Raw genomic sequence first — 15,229 nt, 5'->3', positions numbered from 1 at the left:
TTGTTCGCGTCATGAAGAAGCTGCTTGTCGTCCCCGCCCTGATCGCGCTGATCGCCCCCGCATCGGCGCAGCGCCCGCCCTACGAGACGCCCGCGCCCGTCGCCTATCTCGAGGATCTGTCCTCGGGTGCGGTGCTCTATGCCAAGGATGCCGGTCGGCGGATGCCGCCGGCGTCGATGGCCAAGATGATGACCGCCTATGTGGCGTTCGACCTCATCCGCAAAGGCGAGCTCAAGCTCGACACGATGGTGACGGTGCGGCCCGAGACATGGGAACGCTGGCACGGCCCGCAGGCCGGATCGACGATGTTTCTCTCACCAGGCGAGCAGGTGAGCGTCGAGAATCTGCTTTACGGCATCGTCGTGCTCTCGGGCAACGATGCCTGCGTGGTGCTCGCCGAGCATATCGCGGGCACCGAGGAAGCCTTCGCCAATCTCATGAATCAGCGCGCGGCGGCGCTCGGGCTGCGCAACAGCCGCTTCGGCAATTCGAACGGCTGGCCCGACGAAGGGCGCACCTATGTGACGGCACGCGACCTCGCGACGCTCGCCAAGGCGACGATCGAGGAGCATCCGCAGCTCTATCGCAAATTCTACACCCGCCGAGAGTTCACCTGGGGCCAGACGATGGGCGGCGCCGCGATCACGCAAGCCAATCGCGATCCGCTGCTTGGCCGCGTCGACGGTGCCGACGGGCTCAAGACAGGCCATACCGAGGAGGCCGGCTATGGCTTCACCGGCTCGGCCGAGCAGAATGGCCGCCGGCTGGTGATGGTCGTCGCGGGGCTCGACAGCTTCAACCAGCGCGTCACCGAATCGGTGCGCTTCATGGACTGGGGCTTCCGCGCGTGGCGCGCGCAGCCGATCGTCAAGAAGGGCAAGCGCGTCGAGAGCGCCGAGGTGCAGCTCGGCAGCGAGGACAGCGTCGGGCTGATCGCACCGCGCGACCTTTCGGTCACGTTGCCTGCCGGCACCATCGGCAATCTGACGGCCAAGGTTGTGTATCAGGGGCCGCTCAAGGCGCCAATCGCCGCGGGCCAGCATGTCGCCGATCTGGTGGTGACGACGCCCGGCGTCGGCGAGCAGCGCGTGCCGCTCGTCGCCGAGGCGGCGGTCGAGGAAGCCGGCTTCTTCGGTCGCGCCTGGGCGGGGCTGATGGCGCTGTTCGGCGCTTGATGCGCGGCCGCTTCCTCTCGATCGAGGGCGGCGAGGGCGCGGGCAAGTCGACACAGGCGGCACGGCTCGCCGAGGCGATCGAAGCGCGCGGCGTGCCTGTCGTCGTGACGCGCGAACCCGGCGGCAGCGAAGGCGCCGAGGCGATCCGCGCGCTGCTGATGCAGGGCGATGTCGCGCGCTGGTCGGCGCATGGCGAGGCGCTACTGTTCGCCGCCGCGCGCGCCGATCATGTCGAGAAGCGCATCCGCCCCGCGCTCGAGAGCGGCAGCTGGGTGATCTGCGACCGATTCATCGATTCGACGCGCGCCTATCAGGGCGCACAGGGGATCGACGATGCCGCGATCCTGGCGCTGCATGGTTTCGGTTCGAAGGGCCTGCTGCCCGACCGCACCTTTCTGCTCACTTTGCCGCGAAATGTCGGCGAGGCGCGGCTCGCTGCGCGTGGTGCCGCCAATGATCGTTTCGAGACGCGGGACGGCACGTTCCACGGCTCGGTCGCCGCCATATTCGATCGCATCGCCGATACCGAACCCGATCGGGTCCGGCGCATCGACGCCGAGCGGGCGCCCGAAGCAGTGACCGCGACGCTCATCGCCGAACTGCGCGACCTGCTGCCATGACGCCGGTCCGCGGCAACGCCGCGGCACGCGGCGCGCTCGAAGCGGCGCTCGCGTCGGGTACGCTGCATCACGCCTGGCTGCTTGCGGGGCCCGAAGGCGTGGGCAAGGCCAGCTTCGCGCGCGAGGTGGCGGTGCGGCTGCTCGCCGACCATGCGTGTGCCGACGAAATGACCGCGCAACAGGTGGCGGCGGGTTCGCACCCCCGTCTGCGCGTGCTCGAGCGACTGCCCAAGGATCCCGAGAAGCCCGAACAGGGCCAGCGCCGCAACATCAGCGTCGATCAGGTGAGGGGGCTTCAGACGCTGCTCGCGCGCACCGTCGAGCCTGGCGAGCGTCGCGTGATCGTGATCGACAGCGCCGACGATCTGGAAGCGCCCGCCGCAAATGCGCTGCTCAAGAATCTCGAGGAGCCGCCGGCGGGTGCGGTGTTCCTGCTCGTCAGTCACGCGCCCGGGCGACTGCTGCCGACGATCCGCTCGCGCTGTCGCGTGCTCCGGTTCGCCGCGCTCGACGATGCCGATATGGCAGCGGCGTTGCGGGCGGCAACGCCCGATGCGTCGGAAGCCGACCTCGCGGCGATGCTGCGGGCCGGGGCAGGGGCGCCGGGACGTGCACTGCGCTTCGCCGGCCTCGATCTGGCGGCGATCGAGGCCGATCTCGAATCGCTCGCCGAAAAGGGCGATCCCGACAACAGCGTCCGCAGCCGGCTCGCCAAGGCGATGGCGGCCAAGACGGCGCAGCCGCGCTTCGCTGCCTTTGTCGAGCGCGTGCCGAGCTTCATCGCCGCGCATGCTGCCTCGCGCAGCGGCGAGCGGCTGCGCAGCGCGCTCGATGCCTATGCCGCGGCGCGCGAGGCGGGCGGTGCGGCGCTCCGACTGTCACAGGATGCAGGCACCGCCACGTTCGAGCTCGCGACTATCGTCACGCGCCTGGCACGGTAGGGCTAGCGTCTGCCTTGCGCGGTGGGCAGTTCTAGCGCCGCACGGAAACGGGCGAGATCGCCAGCCCGTCGCCCTGTCTGCCAGCGGGCAGGCGGCCGAGCACGCGGCCGCTCGCGAAATCGACTTCGGCAATCCGATCGATGCCCGTCTCGGCGACATATAGTCGCTCTCCATTCGCATCGAACAGGATCGTCACCTGCTCGAACGCCTTGTCGCCGCTGACGCGGATCGTGCGCGCGGGTTGAAGCGTCTGCGTGTCGACCACCGTCAGCGTGCCGTCCCCGAAATTGGACGTGACGGCATGGCGGCCATCCGGGCTGATCGCGACGCGGATCGGTACTGCGCCTACGCCGACCGAGCCGACCTCGCGCATCGTCGCGGTATCGAACACATGCAGCCGAGCACCGCCCCGGTCGGCGATCCACAGCCGGTCGCCCTTGGGCGAAAGCGCTATCCCCTCGGGCTCGCGCCCGACGCGAATGTCGCGCAGCTTGGCGCCGCGTGCCAGATCGATCACGCTGACGCTGGCCGAGCGCATGTTGACCACATAGGCGCGCGCGCCGTCACGCGAGACGGCGACCATGTGGCTGCCCTGCTGCCCCGTCGGCACCTGGCGAACGCGCGGCCCGTCGCCCGTGTGCGCGACGCGGACGATGGCCAGACTGTCGCTGCCTTCGGCAGTGGCGACCAGCCGTCCGTCGGGCAGCCAGACCAGCCCGTGCGGCCGCTGATTGGGCGCGATGTCGATCCGCTCGATCAGTGTCGCGCTGGCCACATCGAACAGATCGATGCCGCTGCCGCCATAATGGACGATCGCGGCGGTGCGCCCGTCGGGCGAAATCGCGATCTCGTGCGGCGCGGGCCCGGTTTCGAGCCGCCGCAACTCTCGCCCGTTGCCGAGATCGATCAGGCTGAGCGAGTTCTCGCCCTTGTTGCCGACCAGCAGCGTCTGGGCGGCGGCGGGCGTCGAGAAGGCCATGGCGGCAAGGCCGGCGAGCAGCGTGCGCGATATCATCGCCACACCATGCTCGCCGGCCGGCCATATGCCAAGCCGTGTTACCCGCTCGCCCTATTTGCCCGCTGGCGTGGCAGCCGTCGCCGGTGCCGCGGCCGGCTGCGGCCGCACCGCCGCCAGCGCCGCGGATTGCCCGACGATTTCATTGAAGGCCATCGCGAAGGCCGAGGCGAGCAGCTTGCCGTCCTTCGATTCGGTGTAGCCGACATATTCACCATAGCCGTTCGCCGCGATCTGCTGCCGTGCGGCGGCGGCATAGGCGTTGTTCGCCATCACGCCCACCGGAAGCCCGGCATTGCCGAAGCTGAACGTCGATTTGGATGCGGTGCCGCTGCCGGCAACCACCGTCTGCCCCGTGGCAGGATTGAGGACGCGCAGGCCGGCGGCCACCGTCTTCTTCTTGCCGCCGAACCCGCCAAACATTCCCATCACGCTGCCGAGCATCGGAACGCGGCTCACTGCGCTGAGCGCGCCCGATTGCAATGCGCCCTGCATCACCGCCGATTTGGCCATGTTGACGGCCTCGTCAATCTCCTCCTTGTCGCCCGCGATCGCGTTGACGAGAAAGTCGGCTGGCTTGCCCGATGCCGCATCGTGGAGCGTGAAGCAGCCCGATTGCTGCGCCATCGCCACGATCAGCCCGCGCGGGCTGCCGAGCCCGTATTTGGTCCACCCTTGCGTGTCGCCATCGACGACAGCGATGGTGCCGAGGCTCGCCGGGCAGGTCGCCAGCGCGACTTCGGCGTCCTTCTTGCCCTTTTTCTGCGCATGGGCCGGCGTCGCCGCGCTCGCCAGCAACGCCGCTGCCGCCACCAATCCGATCGTTCCGCCTGCTTTCCGTGCCATGGTCGCTCCCCTTGGTTGATGGGCGAGAGCGTAACGGCGGCACGGCCATGCGAATAATGACGAACAGCGTCAGATTGTGACGAATCCGGTAAGTTTTCCGGCGAACGCGGCGCACGCCTGCACAGCGCGCACCCCCGGTCCAACGGCGCTTTGGCAAGTGCCGGGTTCGGTGCTAACGCGCCGCGCATCATGAGCACCGATATCTCCAAGATCCGCAACTTCTCGATCATCGCGCATATCGACCACGGCAAGTCGACGCTGGCCGATCGCCTCATCCAGCGCACCGGCGGCCTGACCGAACGCGAGATGTCGGCGCAGGTCCTCGACAACATGGAGATCGAGAAGGAACGCGGCATCACCATCAAGGCGCAGACCGTCCGCCTCGAATGGAAGGGCCATGTGCTCAATCTCATGGACACGCCGGGGCATGTCGACTTCGCCTATGAAGTCTCGCGCAGCCTGGCGGCGTGCGAAGGTGCGCTGTTGGTGGTCGATGCCGCGCAGGGCGTCGAGGCGCAGACGCTCGCCAATGTCTACCAGTCGATCGAGCATGACCACGAGATCGTGCCCGTCATCAACAAGATCGATCTGCCCGCCGCCGAACCCGAAAAGGTCCGCGCCGAAATCGAGGACGTGATCGGCCTTGATGCGTCGAACGCCGTGCTCGCAAGCGCGAAATCGGGCATCGGTATCGACGAGATCCTCGACGCCATCGTCGAGCGCATTCCCGCACCCAAGGGCGATGCCGACGCGCCGCTCAAGGCGATGCTGGTCGACAGCTGGTACGACCCGTATCTGGGCGTCGTCATTCTCGTGCGCGTGATGGAGGGGACGCTCAAGCGCGGTCAGCAGATCAAGTTCATGCAGGCGGGCACGACGCATCTCATCGACCGTGTCGGCTGCTTCCGGCCCAAGATCGAGCAATTGCCCGACCTCGGCCCCGGCGAGATCGGCTTCATCACCGCGCAGATCAAGGAAATCGCGCAGGCGCGCGTCGGCGATACGCTGACCGACGCCAAGCGCTCCGCCGCCGAACCGCTCGAAGGCTTCAAAGAAGTGCAGCCCGTGGTGTTCTGCGGCCTGTTCCCGGTCGACGCCAACGACTTCGAGAAGCTGCGCGAATCGATCAGCAAGCTGCGGCTCAACGACGCATCGTTCAGCTTCGAGATGGAAACCTCGGCCGCGCTCGGCTTCGGCTATCGCTGCGGCTTTCTGGGGCTGCTGCATCTCGAGATCATTCAGGAGCGGCTGACGCGCGAATATGACCTCGATCTCATCACCACCGCGCCCTCGGTGGTCTATCAGATCGAGCTGACGCATGGCGGCGGCCATATCGAGCTGCACAATCCCGCCGACATGCCCGACCCCAACAAGATCGAAAGCATCGCCGAGCCGTGGATCGAGGCGACGATCTATGTGCCCGACGAGTATCTGGGCAGTATCCTCAAGCTCTGCCAGGATCGGCGCGGCATTCAGAAGAACCTCACCTATGTGAGCGGGCGCGCGCAGGCCACGTACGAGCTGCCGCTCAACGAAGTGGTGTTCGACTTCTACGACCGGCTGAAGTCGATCAGCCGCGGCTATGCGAGCTTCGACTATCACCAGATCGGCTATCGCGAGGGCGACCTCGTCAAGATGAGCGTGCTGGTCAATGCCGAGCCCGTCGATGCGCTGAGCATGATCGTCCACCGCTCGACCGCCGAGAGCCGCGGGCGCGGCATGTGCGAGCGGCTGAAGGACCTGATCCCGCGCCACCTGTTCAAGATTCCCATCCAGGCGGCGATCGGCGGCAAGGTGATCGCGCGCGAGACGATCGCCGCGATGCGCAAGGACGTCACCGCCAAATGCTATGGCGGCGACATCAGCCGCAAGCGCAAGCTGCTCGACAAGCAGAAGGAAGGCAAGAAGCGGATGCGCGAATATGGCAGCGTGCAGATCCCGCAGGAGGCGTTCATCGCGGCGCTGCGCATGGGCGACGATAGCTGACGGAACCTGCCGCCTGCTCGCGCGTCCATCGCGCAACCAGTCAGCTAAGGATATCGCATGGCCAGGAACCCGCAGGATGCAGCGCGTGAAACCGTCGAGGGCGCCGCGAAGGCAGCGTCGCAGGCGGGCGACGAGATGCGCGAGACCGCCGATCGCATGGGCGCTGCTGGCGAGGCCATGCAGGATCAGGGCGCGAAGCTCGGGCTGACGATGCTCGAACAAGCCGAGCTCAATACGCGCGAGGCCTTCGCCGCGATGCGCGCCGCCGCACAGGCCAGCGACTTGAGCGAAGTGATGCGTATCCAGACCGACTATATGCGCGACCAGGGTTCGCGATCGGTGTCGCAGGCGCGCGAGATCGGCGAGATCATCGCCGGCTTCGGCCGTTCGGCGATGGGCCAGTTCACTGGCCGCGGTTGATCCGCATCACGGCGATTAGGGCTGTGCGCGTCAGCTGGCGTCTGGCAAGGTGACATGCATGAAATGCCCGCTTCGCATGCGTGATGTCGTCCGGCTCGGCCGAGATGCCGACATCGCTGCGGCAGCGGCATATTTGCCCGAAGGGACTGCATGAGCCGCAAGCCGGTACCCGCGCGTGCGGGCGAACGATCGCGCGCCGAACTCAACTTCGATCGTCCCGAACTGCTGCCGCAGCTGTTCGGCGAATACGATACCAACCTCGTCGCGCTTGAGAACCGGCTCGGCGTATACATCACCGCGCGCGGCGATCGGGTCGCCATCGAGGGTTCGGCCGAAGCAGTGGCACTGGCGCGCGATGCGCTGCGCGATCTCAATGCGCGACTGCTTCAGGGGCAGCAGATCGATCCCGGCCTCGTTGATGCGGTGATCGCGATGGCCTCCGAACCTACGCTCGACGGCATCATCGCGCGAGATCCTTCGGCGCCGCCGCCGATCATGATCCGCACGCGCAAGAAGACGATCGTGCCGCGCTCGGCGGCGCAGGCGCACTATATGCGCGAGCTGATCTCGAACGACATCATCTTCGCGCTGGGGCCGGCGGGCACGGGCAAGACCTATCTCGCGGTCGCGCAGGCGGTGGCGCAGCTCATCACCGGCTCGGTGCAGCGACTCATCCTCTCGCGCCCTGCCGTCGAGGCGGGCGAGCGGCTGGGCTTCCTGCCCGGCGACATGAAGGACAAGGTCGATCCCTATCTGCGTCCGCTGTACGACGCGCTGTACGATTGCCTCCCCGCCGAGCAGGTCGAACGGCGCATCGCCTCGGGCGAGATCGAGATCGCGCCGATCGCCTTCATGCGCGGGCGCACGCTGGCCGACGCGTTCGTCATCCTCGACGAGGCGCAGAATACCACGCCGATGCAGATGAAGATGTTTCTTACGCGCTTCGGCCAGAACAGTCGCATGGTGGTGTGCGGCGACCCGAAACAGGTCGATCTGCCGGGCGGCGTCGGCGCGTCGGGCCTCAACGATGCGGTGACGCGGCTCGAGGCCATTCCCGGCCTGTCGATCGTCCGCTTCACCACGGCCGATGTCGTGCGACACCCGATCGTCGGCCGGATCGTCGACGCCTATGAGGGCGGCAATGCTTGATGTCGCGGTCCTCGTTGAGGCGCCGTGGCCCGATGACGAATGGGAAGCGCTCGCCGAACGCGCGATGCAGGCGGCACTGGCGCGCACCGCACAGGCCGGCTGGGCAAGCGCGCCGGTGCATGTCGAAGTCGCCGTGCGCCTGACGTCCGACGCGGAGGTGCAGCAGCTGAACGGCCAGTATCGCGCAAAGGACAAGCCCACCAACGTGCTCTCGTTTCCGATGATCCAGCCCGACCTGCTCGATACCGTGACGCAGAACAGCGACGACGGCGAGGTGCTGCTGGGCGATATCGTGCTGGCGCATGGCGTGTGCGCGGCCGAAGCCGCCGATCGCGACATTCCGCTCGCCGATCATGCCGCGCACCTGATTGTCCATGGCTGCCTCCATCTGCTAGGATATGACCATCAGGGAGACGCGGAAGCGGAGGCGATGGAGGCGATCGAGCGCGATGCGCTCGCGGCACTCGGCCTGCACGACCCCTATCCCGTGACAGAGGACTGACGACCCCCAATGCAAGAAGGCTCCAGTAGCAGCGCCGCTGCCGGCAACAGCAGCGGCGATTCGGGTGGAATATGGCGCGGCCTGCGCGCCTTTCTGTTCGGCGAGGAGGCGCACGAGACGCTGCGCGAGCGGCTCGAGGAAGTCATCGCCACGCATGAGGACGAGGCTGAGCGCCCGATTGCGGGCGATCTGGCGCCCGTCGAGCGACAGATGGTCCGCAACCTGCTGCATTTCGGCGAGCGCGATGCGGGCGACCTCGGCGTACCGCGCGCCGATATCGTCGCGGTCGAGGAAAAGATCGCCTTCGCCGATCTCGTCCAGTGCTTCGCGACCGAAGGCCATAGCCGCCTGCTCGTCTATCGCGAGAGCCTCGACGACGTGATCGGCATGGTGCACATCAAGGACGTGTTCAACATCCTAGCCGCCGGCGCGCCACCGCCTGCCAGCGTGAGCGAGCTCATCCGCCAGCCGCTGTTCGTGCCGCAATCGATGGGTGCCATCGACCTGCTGCTCCAGATGCAGACGAGCCGCACGCATCTGGCCGTGGTGCTCGACGAATATACCGGCACCGAAGGGCTCATCACCATCGAGGACCTCATCGAGGAGATCGTCGGCGCGATCGAGGACGAGCATGACGACGCGCCCAATGTGCTGATGTCGCCCGTCGATGGCGGCGTCTGGGAGGCCGACGCGCGCGCCGAACTCGAGGACGTCGCCGAGCGGATCGATGCACGGCTGGCGAACGTAGAGGAGGATGTCGAGACGCTCGGCGGTCTGGCCTTCGTGCTCGCCGGGCATGTGCCCGAAGTGGGCGAGCGGCTCGAACATGACAGCGGCTGGACGCTCGAGATACTCGAGGCCGATACCCGCCGCGTATCGCGGCTGCGGCTGCATCCGCCAATGGCGTCGGAGGCGCATTGATGGCCGGACTGCGGCCTTTCCACCTCGCGTTTCCGGTGCATGATCTGGAGGCTGCGAGGCACTTCTACCGCGACGTGCTGGGGTGTGCCGAGGGACGCAGCAGCGCGCACTGGATCGATTTCGATTTCCAGGGCCACCAGATCGTCGCGCATCTCGATCCCGCGATGCGGCCGGCGGCGCATCACAATGCCGTCGACGGGCATGACGTGCCGGTGCCGCATTTCGGCATCGTGCTGACGATGGACGCGTGGCAGGAGCTCGCACAACGTGTGAAGTCGGCGGGCATCGCCTTCGGCATCGCGCCGCATATCCGATTCGAAGGCCAGCCGGGCGAGCAGGCTACGATGTTCTTCCAGGATCCATCGGGCAACGCGTTGGAGTTCAAGGCGTTCGCCGACGATTCGATGCTGTTCGCGACATGACCGATCCGATCACCGTCGACATTCCCCACAATCTCGACAATGCCGAGGTTCGCCGTCGGATCGACGGCGGCACGGGCAAGCTGGCGGAGATGTTTCCCGGCGGCAGCATCACCGAGCATCGGTGGGCGAGCGACGATGTGTTCGAATTCACAGTCGCCGCGCTCGGGCAGCGCGTGGCCGCGCGGATCGAGCTGCTCGAGGGCAGGGCGCGCGCCACGATCGACCTGCCGCCGTTTCTGGCGCTGTTCGCTGATAAATTGCGGGCCAAGTTGCAGCGCGAGGCGCCCAAGCTGCTGCGCTGACGGTACGGCTATTGCTCGCGCAGGCCGATGCCGATGCTAGCACGCGCCTGCTCGGCCTCGCTGGAGACGACGGGAAACGCGCAATAATCGGCCGCGTAATAGGCGCTCGGGCGGTGATTGCCCGACCAGCCGATCCCGCCGAAGGGAGCCGCCGAGCTTGCGCCGTTGGTCGGGCGGTTCCAATTGACGATCCCGGCGCGGATATTCGCCCAGAACTGGTCGTACAGCCGCGGTTCCTGGCTGATGAGGCTGGCCGACAGTCCGTATCGCGTGTCGTTCGCCTGCGCGATCGCATCCTCGAAGCTCGCCGCCTTGGAAACCTGGAGGATTGGGCCGAACAGTTCGACATCGGGCCGGTCGTGCACGCCGGTCATGTCGATGATGCCGGGGGTCAGGAAGGGACGGCCCTCGATCGGTCTTTCGAGATAGCGGATCGGCCGGCCGCCGCGCGTCGAGAGTTCAAGGAAGCTCTCGGTGAGCATGTCGGCGGTCTCGTTGTCGATCACCGGACCCATGAACGGCGCGGGATCGGCGTGCGGGTCGCCGATGATGAGCCGGCCCGCGAGTTTCGCCACTTGCTCGACCAGCGGCTCGTACAGCCGTTCCTCTACGATCAGGCGCCGCGCCGCGGTGCAACGCTGGCCGGCGCTGGTGAACGCCGACTGGACGACGACGACCGCCGCCGAATAGATATCGGGCGTCGACCACACCACGATCGGGTTGTTGCCCCCCATTTCGAGCGCGAGAATCTTCTCGGGCTTGTCGGCGAACGCGCGGTTGAGCGCGAGGCCGGTATGCGCCGATCCGGTGAACAGCAGTCCGTCGATATCGGCATGCCCCGCGAGCGCCCGCCCTTCATCGGGTCCGCCGAGCAGCAGCCGCACTGAGGCGGGCGGCACGCCGGCGGCATGGTAGCATTCGACCAGAAACGCGCCGGTTGCCGGCGTTTTCTCCGAGGGCTTGAACACCACCGCATTGCCCGCCAGCAGCGCCGGGACGATATGCCCGTTGGGAAGGTGCGCCGGAAAGTTGTACGGCCCAAGCACCGCCAGCACGCCGTGCGGCTTGTGCCGCAGCGCCAGCCGTGCGCCCATCGGTGCCTCGATGCGACGCTGGCCGGTGCGCTCGGAAAACGCCGTCACCGAAATGTCGACCTTGCCGATCACGGTGTCGACCTCGGAGCGCGCTTCCCATAATGGCTTGCCCGTCTCGCGCGCGATCAGATCGGCAAAGGCATCGGCCTTCGATCGCACGACATTGGCGAAGCGGCGCAACGTCTCGATACGCACCGCAAGCGGGCGCGCCGCCCATTCGCTCCACCCTTCGCGCGCGGCCGCCACTTCGGCATCGGCATCGCCAGACGTCCCGCGCCACAGCTCGGCGCCGGTTGCCGGCTCATGCGAAATCAGGTCGTGTCCGCTCACAAATCTCTTTCTGCGTGAAGCCCCGGACCTGGCTTGTGCCCGATTTCCTCAGGCGATTCCAGCCGGCTCGGTCCGCGGCCCCAGCGCCTCGCCCAACGCGCGAACGGCCGCGATCTTGGCGTGGAACGGCGCCCAGTCGTCGCGCTCGGCAATGGGGGACCATATCGCCTCGACTTCATCGATCGCCATGCCGCACACCGGACCGTTCCAGTGCGCATGGTCGCGCGCGCGGCGGGGACGGTACGCCGCAAGCAGCGCGCGCAGATCGTCGAAGCCCGCAGGCGCGCTTCCGCCGAACGCCTCGTGGAAGAAGCGATCGATCGGCATCGCCGTCGTCCCCAAGCCGCGCTCGATCGCCTCGATCACGCCGCGGTCCTGCTCGCCTCCCAGCGGGATGACGCCAAGCCGCCACAACAGCGCTTGCGTAACCTCGGCCTGATAGCGTTCGGCGAAGCGATCTAGCACCTCGATCAGCGGCGGTGCCTCGCTGACGGTGCGCAGCGCCACTGCGAGTTGCATGCAGTTCCAGTGCATCGCCTCGGGCTGTCGACCAAAGGCGTACAGCCCGCCATGGTCGAAATAGGCGGCAGTGAAGGCCGGGTCCCAGCGCGGCGTGAAGCGCCATGGGCCATAGTCGAAGCTTTCGCCCGTCACGTTGATGTTGTCGGTATTGAGCACGCCGTGCACGAAGCCCGCGGCCATGTACGATGCCGCCAGCCGCGCGGTGCGCGCCACGACGTGATCGAGCAGCCGCGCAGGTGCATCGTCGCCGGCATCCTCGCCATAGAAGTGCCTGAGCACATAGGCGACGACCGCCTGCATCGTCTCGGAATCGCGCAGATAGGCAAGGCGCTGGAAGGTGCCGATGCGGATATGACCGTGGCTGAGCCGCACCAGCACGGCGCTGCGCGTGGGCGAGGGCTCGTCGCCGCGTTCGAGCGCCTCGCCCGTCTCGATGACCGACAAGCTGCGTGAGGTTTCGACGCCGAGCGCCTCGAGCATCTCGGTGGCAAGGATCTCGCGAACCGCGCCCTTCAGCGTCAGCCGACCATCGCCGAAGCGGCTCCACGGCGTTCGGCCCGAGCCCTTGGTGCCGAAATCCATCAGCCGTCCGGCCCCGTCGCGCATCTGCGCGTACAGAAATCCACGGCCATCGCCGATATCGGGGTTGTAGGTGCGGAACTGGTGGCCGTGATAGCGCAGCGCCAGCGGGGTCGCGAGGCTGCCCGGCAGCGGCTCGAACCGCGCGAAATGCGCGATCCATCGCGCGTCATCGAGGTTCGCGAGGCCGATCTGGTGCGCGGCGCGGTCGTTGCGCCAGCGCAGCACCGATTGCGGAAACTGCGCCGGCGTCACCTCGTCATAGAGGCTGTCGGGCAGTTCGAGGATCGCGGTTTCGCCCTTGAAGGCGGCGAGGGCGGGTGCTTGCACGTTGTCGGCCATGCAGCGATATGGGTCGCGATGGCGACGCAGCGCAACCCGACGGCCTTTTCCGACGGCTATTGGTGGTCCAATGACGGGCTGCGCCTGCATTACCGCGACTATGCCGGCGATCGCACCCGCCCGCCCATCGTCTGCCTGCCGGGCCTCACGCGCAACGCGCGCGACTTCGCGCAGACCGCCGAGCGGCTCGCCGGCACCTGGCGCGTGGTGGTGGTCGAGCTCCGCGGGCGCGGCGAAAGCGGCTATGCGCGCGATCCGATGAGTTACGTGCCGCTCACCTATCTGCAGGATGTCGAACGACTGCTCGACGACCTGTCGATCGAATCGGCGGTGCTGTTCGGCACTTCGCTCGGCGGCATTCTGGCGATGCTGCTGGGGTCGACGGGGCGACACCGGATCGCCGGCGCGCTGCTCAACGACGTGGGGCCCGATCTCGACCCGACGGGTCTGGCGCGGATTCGCGGTTATGTCGGCAAGGCGGTTCAGTATCCGACGTGGATGCACGCCGCGCGCGCGCTCGCCGATACGAATGCCGACGTCTATCCGGGCTACGGGGTCGAAGACTGGCTCGCCATGGCGAAGCGCCTCTACAAGCTGAGTTCGACTGGCCGCATCGTCGCCGATTACGACATGCGCATCGCCGAGCCTTTCCGCCTGCCCGGCAACGAGGCGGGGCCGGACATGTGGCGCGCGTTGCAGGCGCTGGCCGGTATCCCGACGCTGATCGTGCGTGGCGAGCAGTCGGACATTCTCTCGCCGCGCACCGCCGAGCGGATGCAGGCCGAACTGCCCGGTGCCGAGCTGGTGGTCGTGCCGGCCACCGGCCATGCCCCGACGCTCGACGAGCCCAAAGCGGCGGCCGCCATCGATCGGCTGCTCGCACGCGTTGCCGCGGCGGCGTGAAGCCCGTCCGCATCCTGCACCTGCATTCGTCCTTTTCGCTTGGCGGAAAGGAGGCGCGCGCGGTGCGGCTGATGAACGCGTTCGGCAAGGCCGCGCGCCACGTCATCGTATCGGGGGTTCACGATGCGCTGGGCGCGCGTGCGGCGATCGCGCCCGGCATCGCCTATGAGATCGCGCAGGATCCGCCGCCGCTCACCGGCAAGCCCTCGGTCGCGCGCTACGAGGCGATCGCGCGCTTCATGCGCGGCTTCGATCTGGTGCTCACCTATAACTGGGGCGCGATCGACGGGGTGATGGCGCGCCGCGTTTTCGGCAAGGATGCGCCGCCGGTCATCCATCACGAAGACGGGTTCAACAGCGACGAGGCGGTGCGCCTCAATCCGTTGCGCAACGCCTATCGCCGCATGGCCCTGGGCGCGGCGCACGCGCTCGTCGTACCGTCGCACCGGCTCGAGGATATCGCCAGAACTGTCTGGAAACAGCCGGTTTCACGCGTGCACCGCATCGCCAACGGCATCGCGGTCGATCGTTACGCGGCCAAGCCCAAGCCCAACGCCATCCCCGGCTTCCGCCGCGGCAAGCGGCCCGTGGTCGGCACCATCGCGGGGCTGCGCGCGGTCAAGGACCTGCCGCTGCTCGTGCGCGCGGTGGGCGGCATCCCGCGCGACACCGATCTCGTCATCGTCGGCGAGGGGCCCGAGCGCGCCGCGATCGAGGCGGCGGCAGCGCGCATGTTCGTGTCCGATCGCGTGCACCTACCCGGCTTCCTGCCCGAGCCGCATCGCGTGATGGGCCTGTTCGACATCTTCGCGCTGACGTCCGAAAGCGAGCAGCAGCCGATTGCAGTGATCGAGGCGATGGCCGCGGGGCTCCCCGTCGTCGCGCCCGATGTCGGCGATGTGAAGGCGATGGTCGCGCCCGAGAACCTGCCCTTCATCTGCCCCGATCGCCACGAAGTGCATCTGCGCGACCGCCTGACGGGGCTGATCGAACGCCCTGACCTGCGCGCGGCGATCGGTGCTGCCAATCGCGCGCGCGCGGCCGCGCTGTTCGACGAATCGGCGATGATCGAGCGCTATCGTACCTTGTACGAGGGTGCGATGGGGCGGCCAGGCGTGCTACAGGACTAACTTTCGCTCGCACCGCCACGCGATTGCCGC

16 protein-coding genes are annotated in these 15,229 nt (G+C 67.5%); 12 read left to right on the top strand and 4 right to left on the bottom strand.

Annotated elements, in window-relative coordinates:
* The first annotated feature begins 11 nt into the window (after positions 1-11).
* The 3 genes from FBR43_RS06680 to FBR43_RS06670 are packed head-to-tail and all read left to right on the top strand — an operon-like array spanning position 12 to position 2,736.
* Positions 12-1,175 carry a D-alanyl-D-alanine carboxypeptidase family protein gene (locus FBR43_RS06680; RefSeq protein ID WP_136942423.1) on the top strand — a complete coding sequence of 388 codons (1,164 nt, stop codon included), beginning with the start codon at positions 12-14 and terminating at the stop codon, positions 1,173-1,175.
* Positions 1,175-1,795, top strand: a complete 621-nt coding sequence (gene tmk / locus FBR43_RS06675) for a dTMP kinase (protein ID WP_136942422.1) — start codon at positions 1,175-1,177, stop codon at positions 1,793-1,795. Before FBR43_RS06680 ends, tmk begins: the two co-directional genes overlap by 1 nt.
* Complete coding sequence (locus tag FBR43_RS06670; RefSeq protein WP_136942421.1) at positions 1,792-2,736, top strand: AAA family ATPase; 945 nt, start codon at positions 1,792-1,794, stop codon at positions 2,734-2,736. The genes tmk and FBR43_RS06670 overlap by 4 nt, the downstream gene beginning before the upstream one ends.
* A gap of 31 nt (positions 2,737-2,767) precedes the next feature.
* On the opposite strand, the gene FBR43_RS06665 is transcribed toward FBR43_RS06670, so the two are convergent.
* Together FBR43_RS06665 and FBR43_RS06660 are read right to left on the bottom strand one after the other, a co-directional pair.
* Positions 2,768-3,751: a cytochrome D1 domain-containing protein gene (locus FBR43_RS06665; RefSeq protein WP_136942420.1), complete on the bottom strand. Its 984-nt coding sequence runs from the start codon at positions 3,749-3,751 to the stop codon at positions 2,768-2,770.
* Between the two features lie 54 nt (positions 3,752-3,805).
* Positions 3,806-4,597 (bottom strand): SH3 domain-containing protein, encoded by a 792-nt coding sequence (locus FBR43_RS06660; RefSeq protein WP_136942419.1) that lies wholly within the window; start codon positions 4,595-4,597, stop codon positions 3,806-3,808.
* A gap of 189 nt (positions 4,598-4,786) precedes the next feature.
* Between FBR43_RS06660 and lepA the strand changes: the two genes are divergently transcribed.
* The 7 genes from lepA (at position 4,787) to FBR43_RS06625 (ending at position 10,299) form a co-directional block, all read left to right on the top strand.
* Complete coding sequence (gene lepA / locus FBR43_RS06655; protein WP_136942418.1) at positions 4,787-6,583, top strand: translation elongation factor 4; 1,797 nt, start codon at positions 4,787-4,789, stop codon at positions 6,581-6,583.
* Between the two features lie 57 nt (positions 6,584-6,640).
* A complete protein-coding gene (locus FBR43_RS06650) occupies positions 6,641-7,003 on the top strand; it encodes a phasin family protein (RefSeq protein ID WP_136942417.1) in 363 nt (120 codons plus the stop codon).
* A gap of 150 nt (positions 7,004-7,153) precedes the next feature.
* Positions 7,154-8,152, top strand: coding sequence for a PhoH family protein (locus tag FBR43_RS06645; RefSeq protein WP_136942416.1), 999 nt, complete (start codon positions 7,154-7,156; stop codon positions 8,150-8,152).
* Positions 8,145-8,654 carry an rRNA maturation RNase YbeY gene (gene ybeY, locus FBR43_RS06640; protein WP_136942415.1) on the top strand — a complete coding sequence of 170 codons (510 nt, stop codon included), beginning with the start codon at positions 8,145-8,147 and terminating at the stop codon, positions 8,652-8,654. The genes FBR43_RS06645 and ybeY overlap by 8 nt, the downstream gene beginning before the upstream one ends.
* 9 nt (positions 8,655-8,663) lie before the next feature.
* A complete protein-coding gene (locus FBR43_RS06635; RefSeq protein ID WP_136942414.1) occupies positions 8,664-9,575 on the top strand; it encodes a hemolysin family protein in 912 nt (303 codons plus the stop codon).
* Positions 9,575-9,997, top strand: coding sequence for a VOC family protein (locus FBR43_RS06630; protein ID WP_136942413.1), 423 nt, complete (start codon positions 9,575-9,577; stop codon positions 9,995-9,997). Before FBR43_RS06635 ends, FBR43_RS06630 begins: the two co-directional genes overlap by 1 nt.
* Positions 9,994-10,299, top strand: coding sequence for a polyhydroxyalkanoic acid system family protein (locus tag FBR43_RS06625; protein WP_136942412.1), 306 nt, complete (start codon positions 9,994-9,996; stop codon positions 10,297-10,299). Before FBR43_RS06630 ends, FBR43_RS06625 begins: the two co-directional genes overlap by 4 nt.
* A gap of 8 nt (positions 10,300-10,307) precedes the next feature.
* Here FBR43_RS06625 and astD read toward each other — a convergent pair whose 3' ends face one another.
* Both astD and FBR43_RS06615 read right to left on the bottom strand, forming a co-directional pair.
* Complete coding sequence (astD, locus tag FBR43_RS06620) at positions 10,308-11,723, bottom strand: succinylglutamate-semialdehyde dehydrogenase (RefSeq protein ID WP_136942411.1); 1,416 nt, start codon at positions 11,721-11,723, stop codon at positions 10,308-10,310.
* 48 nt (positions 11,724-11,771) lie between these two features.
* Complete coding sequence (locus FBR43_RS06615; RefSeq protein ID WP_136942410.1) at positions 11,772-13,166, bottom strand: protein adenylyltransferase SelO family protein; 1,395 nt, start codon at positions 13,164-13,166, stop codon at positions 11,772-11,774.
* Between the two features lie 18 nt (positions 13,167-13,184).
* Between FBR43_RS06615 and FBR43_RS06610 the strand changes: the two genes are divergently transcribed.
* Complete coding sequence (locus FBR43_RS06610) at positions 13,185-14,069, top strand: alpha/beta fold hydrolase (RefSeq protein WP_136942409.1); 885 nt, start codon at positions 13,185-13,187, stop codon at positions 14,067-14,069.
* Positions 14,066-15,199 carry a glycosyltransferase gene (locus tag FBR43_RS06605; protein ID WP_136942408.1) on the top strand — a complete coding sequence of 378 codons (1,134 nt, stop codon included), beginning with the start codon at positions 14,066-14,068 and terminating at the stop codon, positions 15,197-15,199. The genes FBR43_RS06610 and FBR43_RS06605 overlap by 4 nt, the downstream gene beginning before the upstream one ends.
* Positions 15,200-15,229 lie beyond the last annotated feature (30 nt).

It is taken from the genome of Sphingomonas baiyangensis (genome assembly GCF_005144715.1).
Lineage (GTDB): Bacteria > Pseudomonadota > Alphaproteobacteria > Sphingomonadales > Sphingomonadaceae > Sphingomonas > Sphingomonas baiyangensis.
This window is presented reverse-complemented; position numbering and strand designations above follow the sequence as displayed.

Bases quoted from the DNA above. Each gene is read 5' to 3' on its own strand.
- FBR43_RS06635 (WP_136942414.1), top strand. From the start codon at position 8,664: ATGCAAGAAGGCTCCAGTAGCAGCGCCGCTGCCGGCAACAGCAGCGGC.
- FBR43_RS06670 (WP_136942421.1), top strand. From the start codon at position 1,792: ATGACGCCGGTCCGCGGCAACGCCGCGGCACGCGGCGCGCTCGAAGCG.
- FBR43_RS06625 (WP_136942412.1), top strand. From the start codon at position 9,994: ATGACCGATCCGATCACCGTCGACATTCCCCACAATCTCGACAATGCC.
- ybeY (WP_136942415.1), top strand. From the start codon at position 8,145: ATGCTTGATGTCGCGGTCCTCGTTGAGGCGCCGTGGCCCGATGACGAA.
- FBR43_RS06660 (WP_136942419.1), bottom strand. From the start codon at position 4,597: ATGGCACGGAAAGCAGGCGGAACGATCGGATTGGTGGCGGCAGCGGCG.
- FBR43_RS06630 (WP_136942413.1), top strand. From the start codon at position 9,575: ATGGCCGGACTGCGGCCTTTCCACCTCGCGTTTCCGGTGCATGATCTG.
- FBR43_RS06610 (WP_136942409.1), top strand. From the start codon at position 13,185: ATGGCGACGCAGCGCAACCCGACGGCCTTTTCCGACGGCTATTGGTGG.
- tmk (WP_136942422.1), top strand. From the start codon at position 1,175: ATGCGCGGCCGCTTCCTCTCGATCGAGGGCGGCGAGGGCGCGGGCAAG.
- FBR43_RS06645 (WP_136942416.1), top strand. From the start codon at position 7,154: ATGAGCCGCAAGCCGGTACCCGCGCGTGCGGGCGAACGATCGCGCGCC.
- FBR43_RS06680 (WP_136942423.1), top strand. From the start codon at position 12: ATGAAGAAGCTGCTTGTCGTCCCCGCCCTGATCGCGCTGATCGCCCCC.
- FBR43_RS06665 (WP_136942420.1), bottom strand. From the start codon at position 3,751: ATGATATCGCGCACGCTGCTCGCCGGCCTTGCCGCCATGGCCTTCTCG.
- lepA (WP_136942418.1), top strand. From the start codon at position 4,787: ATGAGCACCGATATCTCCAAGATCCGCAACTTCTCGATCATCGCGCAT.
- FBR43_RS06650 (WP_136942417.1), top strand. From the start codon at position 6,641: ATGGCCAGGAACCCGCAGGATGCAGCGCGTGAAACCGTCGAGGGCGCC.
- FBR43_RS06615 (WP_136942410.1), bottom strand. From the start codon at position 13,166: ATGGCCGACAACGTGCAAGCACCCGCCCTCGCCGCCTTCAAGGGCGAA.